At 37.1% G+C, this 15,298-nt stretch carries 13 protein-coding genes and 1 tRNA gene; 7 read left to right on the top strand and 7 right to left on the bottom strand.

Annotation, left to right across the window (positions count from 1 at the left end; translation table 11 throughout):
- Positions 1–7 precede the first annotated feature (7 nt).
- Together SIB53_RS01115 and murA are read right to left on the bottom strand one after the other, a co-directional pair.
- Positions 8–89 (bottom strand) — tRNA-Leu (locus SIB53_RS01115).
- Between the two features lie 39 nt (positions 90–128).
- Positions 129–1,505 (bottom strand): UDP-N-acetylglucosamine 1-carboxyvinyltransferase, encoded by a 1,377-nt coding sequence (gene murA, locus SIB53_RS01110; RefSeq protein WP_413678404.1) that lies wholly within the window; start codon positions 1,503–1,505, stop codon positions 129–131.
- Positions 1,506–1,744: 239 nt separating this feature from the next.
- Here murA and SIB53_RS01105 point away from each other — a divergent pair, with 239 nt between their 5' ends.
- From SIB53_RS01105 to trpC, 3 genes are read left to right on the top strand one after another with little or no spacing between them, the layout of a single operon-like run.
- Positions 1,745–2,581: a TrmH family RNA methyltransferase gene (locus SIB53_RS01105; RefSeq protein ID WP_413678403.1), complete on the top strand. Its 837-nt coding sequence runs from the start codon at positions 1,745–1,747 to the stop codon at positions 2,579–2,581.
- Positions 2,578–4,020: a dihydrolipoyl dehydrogenase gene (lpdA, locus tag SIB53_RS01100; RefSeq protein ID WP_413678402.1), complete on the top strand. Its 1,443-nt coding sequence runs from the start codon at positions 2,578–2,580 to the stop codon at positions 4,018–4,020. Before SIB53_RS01105 ends, lpdA begins: the two co-directional genes overlap by 4 nt.
- A 42-nt stretch (positions 4,021–4,062) precedes the next feature.
- Positions 4,063–4,950 carry an indole-3-glycerol phosphate synthase TrpC gene (gene trpC, locus SIB53_RS01095; RefSeq protein WP_413678401.1) on the top strand — a complete coding sequence of 296 codons (888 nt, stop codon included), beginning with the start codon at positions 4,063–4,065 and terminating at the stop codon, positions 4,948–4,950.
- Positions 4,951–4,983: 33 nt separating this feature from the next.
- Here trpC and sodX read toward each other — a convergent pair whose 3' ends face one another.
- From sodX to SIB53_RS01080, 3 genes are all read right to left on the bottom strand, one after another.
- Positions 4,984–5,361, bottom strand: coding sequence for a nickel-type superoxide dismutase maturation protease (sodX, locus tag SIB53_RS01090; protein ID WP_413678400.1), 378 nt, complete (start codon positions 5,359–5,361; stop codon positions 4,984–4,986).
- Positions 5,336–5,806, bottom strand: a complete 471-nt coding sequence (sodN, locus tag SIB53_RS01085) for a superoxide dismutase, Ni (RefSeq protein ID WP_413678399.1) — start codon at positions 5,804–5,806, stop codon at positions 5,336–5,338. Before sodN ends, sodX begins: the two co-directional genes overlap by 26 nt.
- 97 nt (positions 5,807–5,903) lie before the next feature.
- Complete coding sequence (locus SIB53_RS01080) at positions 5,904–6,458, bottom strand: FKBP-type peptidyl-prolyl cis-trans isomerase (RefSeq protein WP_011294948.1); 555 nt, start codon at positions 6,456–6,458, stop codon at positions 5,904–5,906.
- A gap of 163 nt (positions 6,459–6,621) precedes the next feature.
- On the opposite strand from SIB53_RS01080, the gene SIB53_RS01075 reads away from it, so the two are divergent.
- Positions 6,622–8,085, top strand: a complete 1,464-nt coding sequence (locus SIB53_RS01075; RefSeq protein ID WP_413678398.1) for an apolipoprotein N-acyltransferase — start codon at positions 6,622–6,624, stop codon at positions 8,083–8,085.
- A gap of 11 nt (positions 8,086–8,096) precedes the next feature.
- On the opposite strand, the gene mnmA is transcribed toward SIB53_RS01075, so the two are convergent.
- A complete protein-coding gene (gene mnmA / locus SIB53_RS01070) occupies positions 8,097–9,311 on the bottom strand; it encodes a tRNA 2-thiouridine(34) synthase MnmA (RefSeq protein ID WP_413678397.1) in 1,215 nt (404 codons plus the stop codon).
- Between the two features lie 44 nt (positions 9,312–9,355).
- Between mnmA and SIB53_RS01065 the strand changes: the two genes are divergently transcribed.
- Complete coding sequence (locus SIB53_RS01065; protein ID WP_413678396.1) at positions 9,356–10,903, top strand: NAD(P)H-hydrate dehydratase; 1,548 nt, start codon at positions 9,356–9,358, stop codon at positions 10,901–10,903.
- A 157-nt stretch (positions 10,904–11,060) separates the two neighbouring features.
- Positions 11,061–12,002 (top strand): RpoD/SigA family RNA polymerase sigma factor, encoded by a 942-nt coding sequence (locus tag SIB53_RS01060; RefSeq protein ID WP_413678395.1) that lies wholly within the window; start codon positions 11,061–11,063, stop codon positions 12,000–12,002.
- A gap of 18 nt (positions 12,003–12,020) precedes the next feature.
- On the opposite strand, the gene pdhA is transcribed toward SIB53_RS01060, so the two are convergent.
- Positions 12,021–13,097: a pyruvate dehydrogenase (acetyl-transferring) E1 component subunit alpha gene (gene pdhA, locus SIB53_RS01055; protein WP_413678394.1), complete on the bottom strand. Its 1,077-nt coding sequence runs from the start codon at positions 13,095–13,097 to the stop codon at positions 12,021–12,023.
- 114 nt (positions 13,098–13,211) lie between these two features.
- On the opposite strand from pdhA, the gene SIB53_RS01050 reads away from it, so the two are divergent.
- Positions 13,212–15,266: an IMS domain-containing protein gene (locus SIB53_RS01050; RefSeq protein ID WP_413678393.1), complete on the top strand. Its 2,055-nt coding sequence runs from the start codon at positions 13,212–13,214 to the stop codon at positions 15,264–15,266.
- Positions 15,267–15,298: the final 32 nt, after the last annotated feature.

The raw sequence follows: 15,298 nt of genomic DNA, 5'->3' as shown, positions 1-15,298 counted from the left end.
AATGAAGTGGGAGCGGTCGGACTTGAACCGACAAACCCGAAGGTGCCGCATTTTGAGTGCGGTGCGTCTACCAATTCCACCACGCTCCCATGTGTTTATTTTATGTCAAAACTAGCAAATATATGAAACTAAGCTGCATTTTTTTGAGTATCAATATTGTCTTCACTAATTATTTTGTTAGAGAAAGAACTATGAGATGTTATTTGATCAAATTTTCTAGAAATAATAGAACCTGCAGTCGTTAATTTTTCTTCTAATTTTTCATAGCCTCTATCTAAGTGTTCGAGGCCCGTGAAAATACTATTTCCTTTGGCAGAGAGACATGCAAGGATAATGGCAGCAGAAGAACGTAAATCTCCTCCCTCTACATTTGAACCCACAAGTTCTTTTACTCCTTTTATATGAGCAGTATTGTTTTCTAGATAAATACAGGCGCCCATTTTATTTAGCTCCAAAACGTGTTGCATTCTCTTCTCAAAAACTCTTTCTTTGATTTTGCTTGAACCCTTAGCGGTGGCCATTAGTGACATAAATGGAGCCTGAAGATCGGTTGGGAAGCCTGGAAATGGACTTGTTGTTATATCAACTCCTGAAATCTCTCTTGGAATGATTTTTAAATGATGATTCCCATGTTGAGAGATTGAACAACCACATTCTTTTAATTTTGAAATAACAGCGCTCAAATGATTTGGGATTACTGGACCAATAATGAGAGGCGATCGTGTTATTGCTGCAGCAATAAGAAAAGTTCCTGCTTCTATCCTGTCTGGAATAACACAATGAGAAGTCCCGCTTAAAGATTCAACTCCAAGGATTGTGATTTTTTTCGTTCCTGCTCCAAAAACTTTTGCTCCCATTGAATTAAGCATTTTTGCGAGATCCTGGATCTCTGGTTCTCTAGCTGGATTCGATATTGTTGTTTTGCCTGAAGCTAAGCAAGAAGCCATCAAGATGGTTTCCGTGGCTCCAACGCTGGGATATTTAAGAGTGATATTCGCTCCAAGTAATCTTTTGTCTTTGGTTGAAACTTTAGCTTTTACAACATCATTTATAACTTCAACTTCCGCTCCTAAAGCTTTTAGACCATTGATATGTTCATCGACAGGTCTTGCTCCAATATTGCAACCACCAGGTAAAGGAATTTTTGCTTCTCCAAGTCTTGTAAGCAAGGGGCCAACACAGAAAAAGCTTGCTCTCAAGCTATGAACTAATTCATACGGTAATTCAACATTATGAATGGACTCTGAATTAATTTCGATAGAATTATTTGTTTTAGTTAACTTTGCGCCCAAATTACGGAGAATCTCTGACATGACTGCAATGTCCGTAAGTTGTGGGACATTTTGAATGAGGAGCTTTTCTTTCGTAAGAAGCGCCGCAGCCATTAAAGCTAGCGAAGAATTTTTTGCCCCACTAACTTTTAAGATCCCACTAAGCGGACGCCCTCCTTTTACCTCCAGATGTGGCGGAATAATATTCCTTTTAATCGTCGCCACACTACTCATATTGGAGCGAACTGCTTACCCAGCCATAATGCCAAGTGGATTTCAAATAGTCCAGTCAACCTTATTGAAAATTGATGGGTTCAAATTAAATATTGATAATGTTGAAAGTTTGAATAAAATTTTTATATGGTTTTTATTGAATTTAATAAGAAAATAAGTGGTTTTTAATGCAAGAAACTTTTCTGCTTTTCCAAAATTAAATAATTTGAGGTTAGAAAATTAATAATTCATATTCGCCATTGATTACAAGTAAAAGAAACCCTTTGGTTCGAAAATTAAGGGGTCTTTTGAAAAAAACTGGACGTGAAGAGCATTCTTCTCTTTTGCTTGAGGGGTCTCATTTGTTAGAAGAGGCTTTGAAAACAAATTTTTTGCCAACAGAAGTTATTGCAACTCCTGAATGGTGTGATCAGCATGAGGAAATTTTAAAAAAATTAGCTTCAAGAACTTTGTTAACCCTTGTAGCCCAAAACGTTTTAGAAACATCTTTGTCAACAGTCACACCTGATGGTGTCGCAGCGATATTCCCAATGCAAGGGTTACCAAAATCGGGAAAAGCCCCTAAACATATTTTGGCTTTGGATAGGATTCAAGATCCAGGTAATTTGGGAAATTTATTTCGATCAGCTCTTGCTGGTGAATATGAGGTTATGTGGTTAGCTTCTGGAGCCGATCCACTTAATCAAAAGGTTTTAAGATCCTCCGCTGGCTCAGTTCTCCATATGCCTTTTGAACGGATTGGACATTCATCTTCTTCAAGTATTGAAATGCTTGTTTCAAAACTCAATATTGCAATTGATGATAATTACCAAGTAGTAGGAACAATTTCACCGAATAAAATTACTGATAAGAAAGTGAAACCTTATTGGGAATTAGACTGGGATCTCCCTACAGTATTGGTTCTTGGTAATGAGGGTTCAGGTGTTCATGCTTCAATTGAAGCATGTTGTACCGACTTTGTTACGTTGCCTCATAGCTCATTAGTTGATTCACTTAATGTGGCATCTGCTGCAGTTCCTCTCTTGTTGGAGCGACAAAGAGTAAAAATGGTTAAGGGTATCCAAAAAAAATCGTGAGTGAAATTTCTTTTGACTTTGACTTGATTGTTGTCGGAGCTGGATATGGAGGTTTTGATGCAGCTAAACACGCGGCAGAGGCTGGCTTGAAAGTGGCGATTGTCGAATCAAGAGATATGGGTGGGACCTGTGTTAACAGAGGCTGTGTCCCCTCTAAAGCATTACTAGCTGCCAGTGGTAAAGTTCGTGAGCTTGCAGATGTTCCTCATCTTGCTGAATTTGGGATACATTCGGCTCCGGTTAGATTTGAACGTAAAAAAATAGCCGAACATGCAAAAACTTTAGTCGAGACAATTAGAAAAAATCTAACTAAAACATTGGAAAGATCTGGAGTTGAGATCCTTAGAGGAGAAGGACGTTTAGAAGGCAATCAAAAGGTCGGTTTAAGAGAAACTAATGGAGTTGATAGAATTTTTTCTGCTAGAGATATTATCTTAGCTACAGGCTCAGACCCTTTTGTACCGCCTGGAATTGAAATTGATGGACGAACTGTTTTTACAAGTGATGAGGCTATTAATTTAGAATGGTTGCCAAGATGGATTGCAATAATTGGTAGTGGCTATATAGGTTTGGAATTCGCTGATATTTATACAGCTTTAGGTTGTGAGGTAACCATGATTGAAGCTCTTGATAAAGTAATGCCTACTTTTGATCCAGATATCACGAAAATTGCTTCAAGAAACCTAATTGACAAAAGAGATATTGAAACTCGAGCTGGTGTGTTCGCTACTAAAGTTAAGCCAGGTTGTCCTGTTGAGGTCGAGCTTACAGATGCAAAGAGTCGAGAAGTAATTGAGGAGTTGCAAGTTGACGCTGTTCTGGTCGCAACAGGCCGAGTACCGTCGACTGAAAATCTAAATCTACAATCCGTTGGAGTTGAAACAACGAGAGGTTTTATTCCAATTGATGATCAGATGAGAGTATTGGTAAATGAAAAACCGGTTTCTAATCTATGGGCAGTCGGAGATGTTACGGGTAAGTTGATGTTGGCTCATACCGCTGCAGCGCAAGGGAGTATTGCTGTAGAAAATATTTTAGGAAAAGCAATAGAAATTGACTACAGAAGTATTCCTGCAGCGACTTTTACTCACCCTGAGATAAGTTCCGTGGGACTCTCGGAAGAAGAAGCAAAAGATCTAGCGAAAAACGAAGGCTTTGAACTTGGAATTGTTAGAAGTTATTTTAAAGCGAACTCTAAGGCCTTGGCTGAATTAGAAAGTGATGGAATTATGAAGTTGATTTTTAATAAAGAGACGGGAGAGGTCCTTGGGGCTCATATTTATGGATTACATGCGGCTGATCTCATACAGGAGGTTTCTAATGCAATTTCTAGAAGACAACGAGTTAATGACTTAGCAAAAGAAGTTCATACTCATCCAACATTAAGCGAAGTTGTAGAGGTTGCTTATAAGCAGGCATCTTTACAAATAAAGAAGTAGTAAATCAAATTTTATCTTTATAGATCATTAATTATTTAAATTATGGAAATCAGAAGAAGACCTCCTAACCCAAGTATAAAAGTAGCTAATTTAGAGTATGCAATTCCTCACCCAGATTCAAAACCTAAAAATATTTTGGAGGAAATTGTTTGGGAAAAACATCTAGAAGTTGAGATTGCAAGAAAAAAAGTTTCGCTTGAAGATTTAAAGAAAAAGATCAAGGATTTACCAAAAACAAAAAATTTTATAGATGCATTAAGAAATAGTAATTCGAAACCAGCACTAATCTCAGAAATAAAAAAGGCTAGTCCAAGTAGAGGGATAATTAGAGAAGACTTTGACGCGAAAATGATAGGTAAAATGTATCAAGAGGGGGGTGCTAACTGCATATCGGTCTTAACAGATAAAAAATTTTTTCAAGGTGGTTTTGATGTCTTAGTGGAAGTTAGAAAGGAAATCATAATCCCAATCCTATGTAAGGACTTTATCCTTTACCCCTATCAGCTTTACCAAGCAAGAGCTGCTGGTGCTGATGCTGCACTTTTGATAGCGGCAATTCTGACAGATTCTGATTTAAAGTACTTATCTAAGGTCGCTGAACATTTGGGACTTACAATATTAGTAGAGGTTCATGACTCAGAAGAACTTGAACGAGTACTAAATATTAATGTATTTAATTTAATAGGTATTAATAATAGAAATTTAAAGAGTTTTAAAACTGATCTTGAGGTTACAAAGAAATTGGCCAAAAATTATGCTAACCAAATCAAGGAAAATTCTATTACTTTGGTAAGCGAGTCAGGTTTATTTAATCGTGAGGATTTGGATTTAGTGAAGAGTTATGGGGCTGATGCTGTTTTAGTTGGTGAATCTCTTATGTCACAGGAAGATATATTAGGTGGAGTTAAAAAGTTAATTGGTAACTTATAAATTACGGACAATATCTTGGCCAATCTCATAAGCCTAGTTAGAGAAGATTTTGTCTACTTTCCCAATGATTAAATCTAATTCAAATAAACCCAATTCTCGACTATCAGTGCTTGACAATGAGTTGTCTCCCCTTAAATCAAATTTATTTTGAAAAATCCTATGAATTCTTTTAATTATTAACTTATTTTTTGTTTTTGGATGAGAGGCAACGACGATATCGCCAATCTCTAAGTCAAAATTTTTTGGGTTTAACTTTTTATAAGTTACTAAATCGCCCTCTTTAAGAGTTCTTTCCATAGAAGTACCGACAACACGTAAATGTTGTCGGTATCCGATTATCAAAGTAATTAAAGTAAATAAGTCTGGCTTGTGGAAAAGACTTTTATCAGCTTGCGGTAACCCAGCTATCACTTCTACCTTTTGATGACCAAAACATCGAGTGAATTTTTTGTACAGCTGCTAATAATTCTTCTGCCTTGGTTTGATCAATATTTACCTTGCATGCACTACAAAGCTTTGCTGCTTTCCAAAAAGTGTCATGAAGATCTGGATATGTAGCTAAGTGCTCAGGCTTGAAGTAATCAGTCCAGAGGATTAGAAGTTCTTTTTTGGCCTTTTGTGATTCTTCTTCTTTAATCGCTACGAAGCGAGAAAAAGTGTTGTTATAAGCTGAAATGGAAGCTTGATCGTTACCAGCTGGAGCTAGAGCAATAAGTTTTTTTGTCATAGACAAAACTGCTTCTGCGGCAACTCTTGCTGAAGCAGGGTCGTATACACCACAAGGTCCGTCACAGTGAGCATGAACAGATTTTGCTGGAAGCTTTTTAAAGATTGATGTAAGTGTTTCGCTCAACATCTGAGAATAATTTGTGAACATTATTTTTTTTACATTAATGGCGTTTGTCAACAAACGCCATAACTTTATCTAGAGCTTTCTGAATAATTTAAGAAACTCACTTAACACCTAATAATTCCACTTCAAACGTTAAAACTGAATTAGGGGGGATTGGACCTATTCCTCTGCTGCCATACCCCAATTCTGGTGGAATGACTAATTTTCTTTTACCTCCAACTTTCATTCCTGCTACTCCCTCATCCCAACCCTTTATCACCATCCCTGCACCTAAAGAAAATTCAAAAGGACCTCTCCCATAACTGCTGTCAAATTCTTTCCCATCATCAAGAGTACCCTTGTAATTTACTGAGACACTTGTTCCTGGGGTAGCTTCTTGACCATCACCTAAAACTAATTCAGTAATTTTTAGTCCACTTGAAGTTACTTGAGATGCTCCTATCTCAGCTCCTCCGAGAGGAGAGTTGCTTGCACTGGTTTTATCTGAAGCCATAGTAAAAAGTGATGGATTTGGGTCTTCTGGGTCTAATTCAAATGGATTAGTTACAGACTCGCTGGTTTTTGTGGATTGCCTTACATCCGCTTGGATTGGTTGGTCAATTTGTAAGGCATTCGTTGGAGTCGGTGAGATGATTTGGCTAATCACTGCAATCATCAAGCAGCTAAGGCAAACAGAGAAGCTAATTAAGATTTCTCTCACAGTAATATTAAGTACTCGAAAATATTCTTGCAGATTAATACCCAAATTACATCTATTTAAAAGATAACTAACCAGAGAGTATGAATTTTGTCGGTGTATATTCAATTAAATTGGATTTATGAATAATATCTATTCTCTTTTTATTAAAGCCTTTGCTGGTGGAGCTCTAGCAGGAATCTCTCTTAGTGAAGGCAATTATATTTTCATGCTTTTGGGAATATCTTTACTTTGGCCTGCTAGTAAAAATCCATGGGGAGGCTTTTGTTGGGGTGCGATGGCTATTTTATGGAGTCATAAGTGGTTGCTATCTTTGCATCCAATTAGTTGGGTAGGGATAAGCTCAAATTTAAGTTTACCAATAACCATTTTTATATGGCTTTTTTGTGGAGCCTTTGGAGGGGGTCTGGTTTTTATTTGGTCAGCTTTGAGTTGCTTTTTGGCTCCTGGAAGACTTCAGTTTTCTAAATTAGAAAATAAGTTTATTTATGCCGTTTTATTGTCAACAATATGGGGGCTTTCTGAAGAACTACTATCTAGAGGCCCTTTGTTTTGGATTGGTGTAGGGCCAAGTTTATTACCACAAGATAGATATTTGGCTGGATTAGCAAGATGGATAGGTTCGGGCGGCTTGGCCACTATCCATCTTTTAGCTGGATGGTGGATATGGCAACTTTCAATTGCTTTTCAATCTAGAAAAAAAGCCAAGAAATTTATTATTCTTGGCCTTGCTTATTTTTCGTTAGCTCATTTACTTGGATTTATCTTGTTGTTGGATTCTCCAACTGATTCATCAGAAAAGGTTGCGATGTGGCAAACAAATATTCCAATAAGACAAAAATTTAGTCAGGAAGAGATAAATGCTTTGCCCTCAAAAGTAAATAGAGCATTAACTGAAGCTTTTGAAATGAATGCATCTTTTTTAATAGCTCCAGAAGGAACGTTGCCTTTGGATAGATCAAAGATTCGAGATTTTTCTATTAAATTTCTCTCTGGAGGTTTCAGGAAAATAAATGGTTCTTTACGAAGTTCACTATTAGTTTTTAATCCAGGTGAAGAGTCTTTTTCGGATGTATTAGACAAATCTAGATTAGTCCCGCTGGGCGAATGGATTCCTGAATTGCCTAACTTTTTGAAAAATGGTCTCTCGGCAGTAGGTGGAATTGAAAGTGGAAATCCATCAAGACTTCTTGATTGGGAGGGGCCTTCTTTTGCAGGCGCTATTTGTTATGAATTGAGTAATGGGAAAGCTATAGCTAAAGCAGTAAATCAAGGGGCAAAATGGATTTTAGTGATTGCAAATTTAGATCCCTATCCTATTCCTTTGCAGAAACAATTTTTATCTATTGCTCAATTAAGAAGTATTGAAACATCAAAAAATTTAATATCTGTCTCTAATACCGGACCAACATCTTTGATTAAAAGTAATGGAAGAATTGATACCCTCCTCAAGCCAAATGAAGAATTAGTTCAACTAGCTAATCTGGAATTAAATGGAAAGAAAACACTGTACACATTAATTTCTGATTTACCAATGATAGCAGTGATTCTGATAAGTTTAATAGGTGTTTTGCGATTACGTTAGTATGGTTGATATTAATACTCTTTTGAAATAAGTCCCCCTCCTAATACATAATCACCCTTGTAAAATACTGCTGCTTGTCCAGGAGTAATTGAAAATTGATCTTCTTCAAAATGAATATTACATTTATAACAATAATTTTCTTTATTACTATCAAAAATTGGTATTAACTTTGCTTTTACTGCTTTACTTCTATATCTAATTTGTACCTCAACTTCAATTGGTTCTTGAGGTGCTTCAATTGATACCCAATTTATATCTTTTACAATACATTCTGACTTGCCAGAGTCTTCTCTTGGGGCAACAATTACTCTGTTTAAAGAGGCATCAATTTCAACAACATGTAAAGGCACTTCCCAAGCAATACCTAATCCCTTTCGTTGTCCTATCGTGAAATGCTGAATTCCATTATGGGAGCCTATTATTTGACCGTTTTTAAGTACAACCTCTCCTTTCTTTTGAGGTAAATACTTGTCAATAAATGCATTCATTGATCCGTAATGTTCAGCAAGACAAAGGTCTTGGCTTTCTGGCTTTTTGGCAGTTTTTAATGAATGTTTAAGAGCTTCTATTCGTGTTATCTCTTTAGTTAATTCTCCAAGTGGGAAAATTGTTTTTCCTAAAATTTCTTGAGGGAGATCATACAAAAAATAGCTTTGATCTTTATTGAGATCTTTACCTCTTAAAAGCTTATGTCTTTTAATTCCATCAATCGGAAGATCATTCTCATTGAAAGATTCGTTTGAGTATCTAATCCTTGCGTAATGCCCAGTTGCGATCTTTTCGATATTTTTATTTTCTTTAACCCATTTGAGCATTTCTGAGAATTTGACTGATTTGTTGCAGCGCGAGCACGGCAAAGGAGTAATTCCTTCCTCATATCCTTTTAAGACATTATTGATGATTTCTTTTTGAAAGATTTCTTTTGAATCAACTATGTGATGCTTGATTCCAAGTTGATCACATATCCCTGCAGCATCAACTAATCCATCAGAGCAGCAAGAACCTTTTCCTTTCATTAGCCACAAAGTTAATCCTTCTACATACCATCCAGCTTTACAGAGTAGAGCAGCAGTTAAGGAGCTATCTACTCCTCCAGAAAGCCCTACTACAACTGAATGATCTCCAGAAAATGTTTGCAGTCTTTTTAATGTTTTCTCGACTGTTTCTTCTGAAGGCAAATGATTTAAAACTTTTTTTGTTTCTCTTGTTTCCACATTCATGGGCATTGATAGTAGCTTCTATTCATAGTGGGTTTGGTTGCTTTTTGATTTTGAATTGGCCTCAATCTGATTCGGAACATTTGATGGTTTCTTCAGAGCAGATGCAAAACATAGAAAAAGAAATGTTTTCTATGGGTATGCCTGTTGAAGCTCTGATGGAAAAAGTGGGAATTGGTATTTCTTCATGGATATTAGACAGGCATGAGTTGATTGAAAATGGTGCAATCGTTTTGGTAGGGCCTGGTCACAATGGAGGCGATGGACTTGTTGTTGCGAGAGAACTTTATATGGCAGGCGTTGATATTTCTATTTGGTGTCCATTCCCATTGAAAAAACAATTAACACAAAAACATTTTGATTATGCAATGCAGATTGGGATTGAAAACTTGGAGCGTAAACCCGATTCAAATTCAGATTTATTATGGATTGAGGCTTTATTTGGCTTAGGACAATCAAGAATTATTTCTGATGAAATACTTCGCCTATTGAATTCGAAGAAGACATTTAGTCCTGAAAAGTTAATTAGTATTGATGTCCCCGCAGGATTAGACTCAGATAATGGAAATATAGTATCAAATACATCATGCAAAGCCAGTTCTTCATTAACTTTGGGTTTATTTAAGTCGGGATTAATTCAAGATTCAGCAATTGATTATGTAGGTAATTTAGAGAGAGTAGATATCGGAATTCCAGATAAGATCTTAGCTGGTTTTCCTGAAATACAGCCTCTAAGGATTTCTTTTTCAGATTTGTCTACTTTTGTTTGGCCCATGCTTAGTAAAAGTAAAAGTAAATATCAGAGAGGAAGAGTTCTGGTGATTGCAGGGAGTGAGAAATACAGGGGGGCAGCATCCCTTGCTTTGAATGGAGCTTTAGCAAGTGGGGTAGGTAGTGTTAGTGCTTTTTTGCCCAATTCCGTTTCATCTTCTCTTTGGATTACTCACCCTGAAGTCTTGTTACTTGGAGATCTCAATGCTTTTCAGGACGGTTCTTCAGATTTCTCCAAAGTTTTAAATGAAGTTGACTTGAATAGGTTTGACTCGATTTTGCTCGGACCAGGATTGGGGATTGCAGAAGAAAAAGATTGTTTTTGCTCTGACTTGCAGGATTTCAAAGGCCTACTTGTTCTTGATGCTGATGCAATTAATAGGCTGTCAATAACATCAAAAGGTTGGGAATGGCTAAATGATAGAAAAGGCCCTACCTGGCTTACCCCTCATCTTGAAGAATTTAAAAGGTTATTTCCTTTAATTGATTGCTCGAATCCATTGAAGGCTGGAATTGAAGCTGCAAAAACTTGCAGTTCTTCTGTCTTATTGAAATGTGCTCATAGTGTTATCTCTGATCCAGAAGGTAAAACTTGGCAAATAGGGCAAGTGAATTCAAGTGTTGCAAGAACTGGCCTTGGCGATGTTTTGGCTGGGTTTGTTTCAGGGATGGGTGCTTCTGGGCTGGCAAGTGATAAAAAATTGGATACAAGTTTGCTTGCTGCGTCAGCTTTGATGCATGCATATGCAGGGGCTTTTTCTATAAAAGGGAGCACAGCGAGCACTATTTGCACTTTTCTTGGTGAATTAATAAAAAAGGAAAGCACTTGAAATGTTTTGAAACAACCATCTAAGGGGCATTAAATGGTTGTTTTCGTGTCATTTGTTAACTAATCGTCAACAGAATCTGAAGCCTTCATGAAACCCAGGCATCTTTTGAGATTTCTGTAGGAAAGTTTTACAACTTTAATAAACGGGTCTAGAAACAATGGTTTCATCTGCACCCAAGCCTGCGGAATCCCAAAAACGTCGCAGTAGTGATCCAATTAGTTGGTACCTTTCCTCTATAGGAAGAGTTCCTCTTTTAACGCCAGCCGAAGAAATTGAACTTGGTAATCAGGTTCAAACGATGATGAGCCTTACCGAGGATGGTCAGATTAAGGAAGAGTGCAAAGAATTTAATTCACATCAAAAAAGATTGATTCGAATTGGAAGAAGGGCTAAGGAAAGAATGATGAAAGCCAATCTTCGACTGGTTGTAAGCGTTGCAAAGAAATATCAAGGTAAAGGTCTTGAACTCTTAGATCTAGTACAGGAAGGTTCACTTGGATTAGAAAGAGCAGTAGAAAAGTTTGACCCTACTCGTGGTTATAAGTTTTCTACTTATGCTTTTTGGTGGATAAGGCAAAGCATGACTAGGGCCATTGCTTGTCAGTCGAGAACAATTCGACTACCTGTTCACTTAAGCGAGAGATTAGCGACTATAAGAAAAGTCAGCTTAGATTTGGCTCACAAGCTTGGTGCAATGCCTAGCCGTATTGAAATAGCTGAGGCGATGGAAATTGAGTTGGAAGAACTTGATTCGATTTTGAGGCAAGCTCTTACTACTAGTAGTCTTGATGCTCCGGTGAATGGCGACGAGGGCAGAAGCTTTCTAGGTGATCTAATAGCGGACGGTTCAGGAGAAGAACCACTGGATAAAGTTGAACAAAAAATTCATCAGGAGCAACTTGGAAGGTGGCTAAGTCATCTAAGCGAACAAGAGCAGCACGTTATTAGGCTTAGATTTGGCTTAGAGGGCAATGAGAGACATACTCTTGCAGAGATAGGAAGACTATTACAGGTTTCTCGTGAGAGGGTTAGACAAGTTGAGCTAAAAGCTCTAAGGAAATTGAGAAATCTCACTAGAAAACTTCCAAGTGGGATTTAGATTTTTTATTATTTAGTTCTAGTTTTCTGCCCAAATATATTTAGTTAGTTCACTGGGGTCAGGTTCAGGGGCATTTAAAGCAAATTCAACAGCATTGTTAACTTCTTGATCAATTTCTTTCTCAATACTTTTTAACTCTTCATCTGTGATTAATCCAGAATTAGTTAAATCATTTTTTAGTTTTTTAATTGGATCTCTTTTAGCCCAGAATTCCTTCTCTTTTTCTGATCTAAGTTCGTCTGGATCAGCCAGTGAATGGCCTCTGAATCGGTAAGTTAGGCACTCTATTAATGTAGGTCCTTCTCCGGCTCTTGCTCTCTCTAAGGCTCTTTGAGCAGCCCCTCTTACTGCTAAAACATCCATCCCGTCTACCTCTTCTCCTGGCATGCCAAATGCTGAAGCTTTTCTCCAAATTTCAGTCTCACTAGTTGCTCTGTCATGGGCCATTCCAATTGCCCACTTATTGTTTTCGACTACAAATATGATGGGTAATTTCCATAACTGGGCCATATTTAAACATTCATAAAACTGACCAATATTGCAGGTGCCATCTCCAAAAAATGCTGCAGTTACAGAATCACTATTTTCCTTAAGAGCCTCCCTTTTGTATTTACTGCTGAAAGCTGCTCCAAGGGCAACTGGAATACCTTCACCAATGAATGCATAACCTCCAAGTAGATGATGTTCTTTAGAAAATAGATGCATAGATCCACCTCTGCCTTTACTGCAGCCTGTCTCTTTTCCGAATAGCTCGCTCATCACCTCTTTCGCAGGAACCCCAGCACTCAAAGCATGAACATGATCTCTATAGGTACTGCAAAACCAGTCGTGTTTGCGTTTCATTGCCCCAATAACACCTGTGCTTATTGCTTCTTGTCCGTTGTAAAGATGAACAAACCCAAACATCTTCCCTCTGTAATACATTTCTGCACATTTATCTTCAAATCTTCTTCCCAAAGTCATATCTTTGAAAAGATTTAAACCAATTTCTCTATTGATTTGAGCTGGTTTTGTGTCGCCAAGATTGCTTAGTCTGTCGGCGTGTTCCCTGTGTTGAATAGGGTCTTGGCTTGTTTTGTCTTGGTTGTGAGACATGATTTCGTTCATATTCACTTATCAATCCTTTTTAGACTTTAAGCGTCAATGGATGCAAAATGGTTAAAACCCCTTACGATGCCTAGAGCTTTTTTTCTGATTACCTAGTAGCGATTGGAATTACCTATTGATCATTTTCGCTTATTGGGGGTTAGCCCTTCTGCAAATGCTGAAGAAGTCCTCAGGGCTTTTCAGCTAAGGCTAGATCGTCCTCCAAAGCAAGGTTTTACCTATGAAGTTTTAGCTCAGAGGTCTGAGCTGCTAAGACTTTCTGCTGATCTTTTATCTAATCCTGTCGAACGACAATCTTATGAGCTTGCTCTTATTGAGGGTTCGTCAGGACTTGAATTGTCTTCAAATAGAGAAGTTGCTGGTTTACTCCTTTTGTGGGAATCAAATGCTTCTTTGCAAGCTTTTAAGCTTGCAAAGAAAGCATTGCAACCTCCTCAAGCCCCAGCATTGGGAAGTGGTAGAGAGTCAGATTTAACATTAATAGCAGCTTTATCTTGTAGAGACGCATCTATTGAGGAGCAATCCTTCAGAAGATATGCTTCAGGAGCTGTTTTGCTTCAGGAAGGCATACAGTTATTGCAAAGGATGGGAAAGCTTCTTGAAGAAAGAAAAACCCTTGAACATGATTTAGAGGCTTTACTTCCATACAGAATTCTTGATTTATTAAGTAGGGAGAAAGAAGATGAAAAATCTCATCAGGAAGGCCTGATGTTGTTAGAAGACTTCGTTAATAAAAGGGGTGGACTCGAAGGGAAAAGAAATTCAGAAAAAATAGCAGGATTAAACCAAAATGATTTTGAGCTGTTTTTCCTCCAAATCAGAAAATTTTTAACTGCAAAAGAACAGTCAAAACTTTACGAAAACTGGTACCGAAGGGGGTCAGAGGATGCTGGGTTCCTTGCTGCTTTTTCCTTAATTGCTTCCGGCTTTTCTTATCGAAAACCAGAACTCTTGCAAGAGGCACGTAAATACCTTCGAAATATAAATGTCAACGGTTATGACCCTATGCCATTGATTGGTTGCCTAGATCTTTTGCTTGGTGATGTAAAGCAAGCAGAGGCTCGTTTTAGAAGCAGTTCAGATGAGAAATTAAAAGACTGGTTAGATAATTATCCAGGTGAGACCTTGGGTGCCCTTTGTGATTATTGCAGAAATTGGTTAACTAAAGACGTACTAGTAGGTTTCAGGGACCTTGAAATACAAACTGTAAATCTTGATGATTGGTTCGCTAATCAAGAAGTTCAACTCTACGTAGAGCAGCTGGAAACAAAAGGTGCATTAGGAATTGCAAAAGCTGGATTCTCATTCCTATCGTCTTTAGCCCCTGAGCAACAAGTGGAGAATAATTTATCAAAAAATTTAGATGAAGAAGCTGATTTGCCAATGCCAGGAGGAGCTTTGGATGGCATTTTGAATAAAAAGTCCCTCAAATCTCGCTTAGAAAGTAAAGAAGCTTTTTTAAAATCTGATTTAGTTAAACAGATAATTTCAAAATATTATTCAACATTTGAATTGATCAAAAATTCAGATTTCAAATCTTTCATATTGAAAAGACCGATTTATACTAGTTTTATAGCCTTCCTTGGCTTATTTCTTGTTGGAACAAGCGTGGGAATACTTACACAGAGAAAACCTTCAGAAAATAATGATCTCAATAATATTTCCAATTCTGAATTTGTTAAACCGGAACAAATTAAAATTAAAGATAATGGGTCGAGTAAAATAGTTAATAAAAAAGAAACATTAAATTTAAATAAATTAATTCCTCTTTCTAAAGTAGCTCCTTCCAGTCAAGAAGTTAAGACTCTTATTGAATCATGGTTAGCAGGTAAAGCAGATATTTTGAATGGTTCAGAAAATCAGTTTCTTTCATCTGTCGCTAAACCATCTCTGTTCAATAGAGTTATTGAACAGAGAAAGAAAGATAAATTATTAGGACAAAGACAGGTTATTAATACAAATATAACTTCAATCAATATTGCTCAAAGATCAGACAAAAGAATTGCAGCAGATGTTGAATTAAACTATCAAGATAAAAGGATTAGTTCTTCTGGTGATATTTTATCAGAGACGGTGATCCCTTCTTTGAAAGTAAGGTATATTTTGGGCAAGAATAAAAAAAATTGGCTACTAGTTGACTATATTAGTGGTAATTAAAAAAATAATTTTTTAAATTATTTCTGTAACTC

Origin of the sequence: Prochlorococcus sp. MIT 0916, from assembly GCF_047305155.1 — a bacterium.
Lineage (GTDB): Bacteria > Cyanobacteriota > Cyanobacteriia > PCC-6307 > Cyanobiaceae > Prochlorococcus_B.
The sequence above is the reverse complement of the archived record's forward strand: the minus strand, read 5'-3'. Positions and strand labels throughout refer to the sequence as shown.

Excerpts from the sequence above, each read along its gene's own strand:
- murA (WP_413678404.1), bottom strand. The coding sequence starts at position 1,505 with ATGAGTAGTGTGGCGACGATTAAAAGGAATATTATTCCGCCACATCTG.
- trpC (WP_413678401.1), top strand. The coding sequence starts at position 4,063 with ATGGAAATCAGAAGAAGACCTCCTAACCCAAGTATAAAAGTAGCTAAT.
- sodN (WP_413678399.1), bottom strand. The coding sequence starts at position 5,806 with ATGTTGAGCGAAACACTTACATCAATCTTTAAAAAGCTTCCAGCAAAA.
- SIB53_RS01080 (WP_011294948.1), bottom strand. The coding sequence starts at position 6,458 with ATGATTGCAGTGATTAGCCAAATCATCTCACCGACTCCAACGAATGCC.
- SIB53_RS01075 (WP_413678398.1), top strand. The coding sequence starts at position 6,622 with ATGAATAATATCTATTCTCTTTTTATTAAAGCCTTTGCTGGTGGAGCT.
- mnmA (WP_413678397.1), bottom strand. The coding sequence starts at position 9,311 with ATGCCCATGAATGTGGAAACAAGAGAAACAAAAAAAGTTTTAAATCAT.
- SIB53_RS01060 (WP_413678395.1), top strand. The coding sequence starts at position 11,061 with ATGGTTTCATCTGCACCCAAGCCTGCGGAATCCCAAAAACGTCGCAGT.
- pdhA (WP_413678394.1), bottom strand. The coding sequence starts at position 13,097 with ATGTCTCACAACCAAGACAAAACAAGCCAAGACCCTATTCAACACAGG.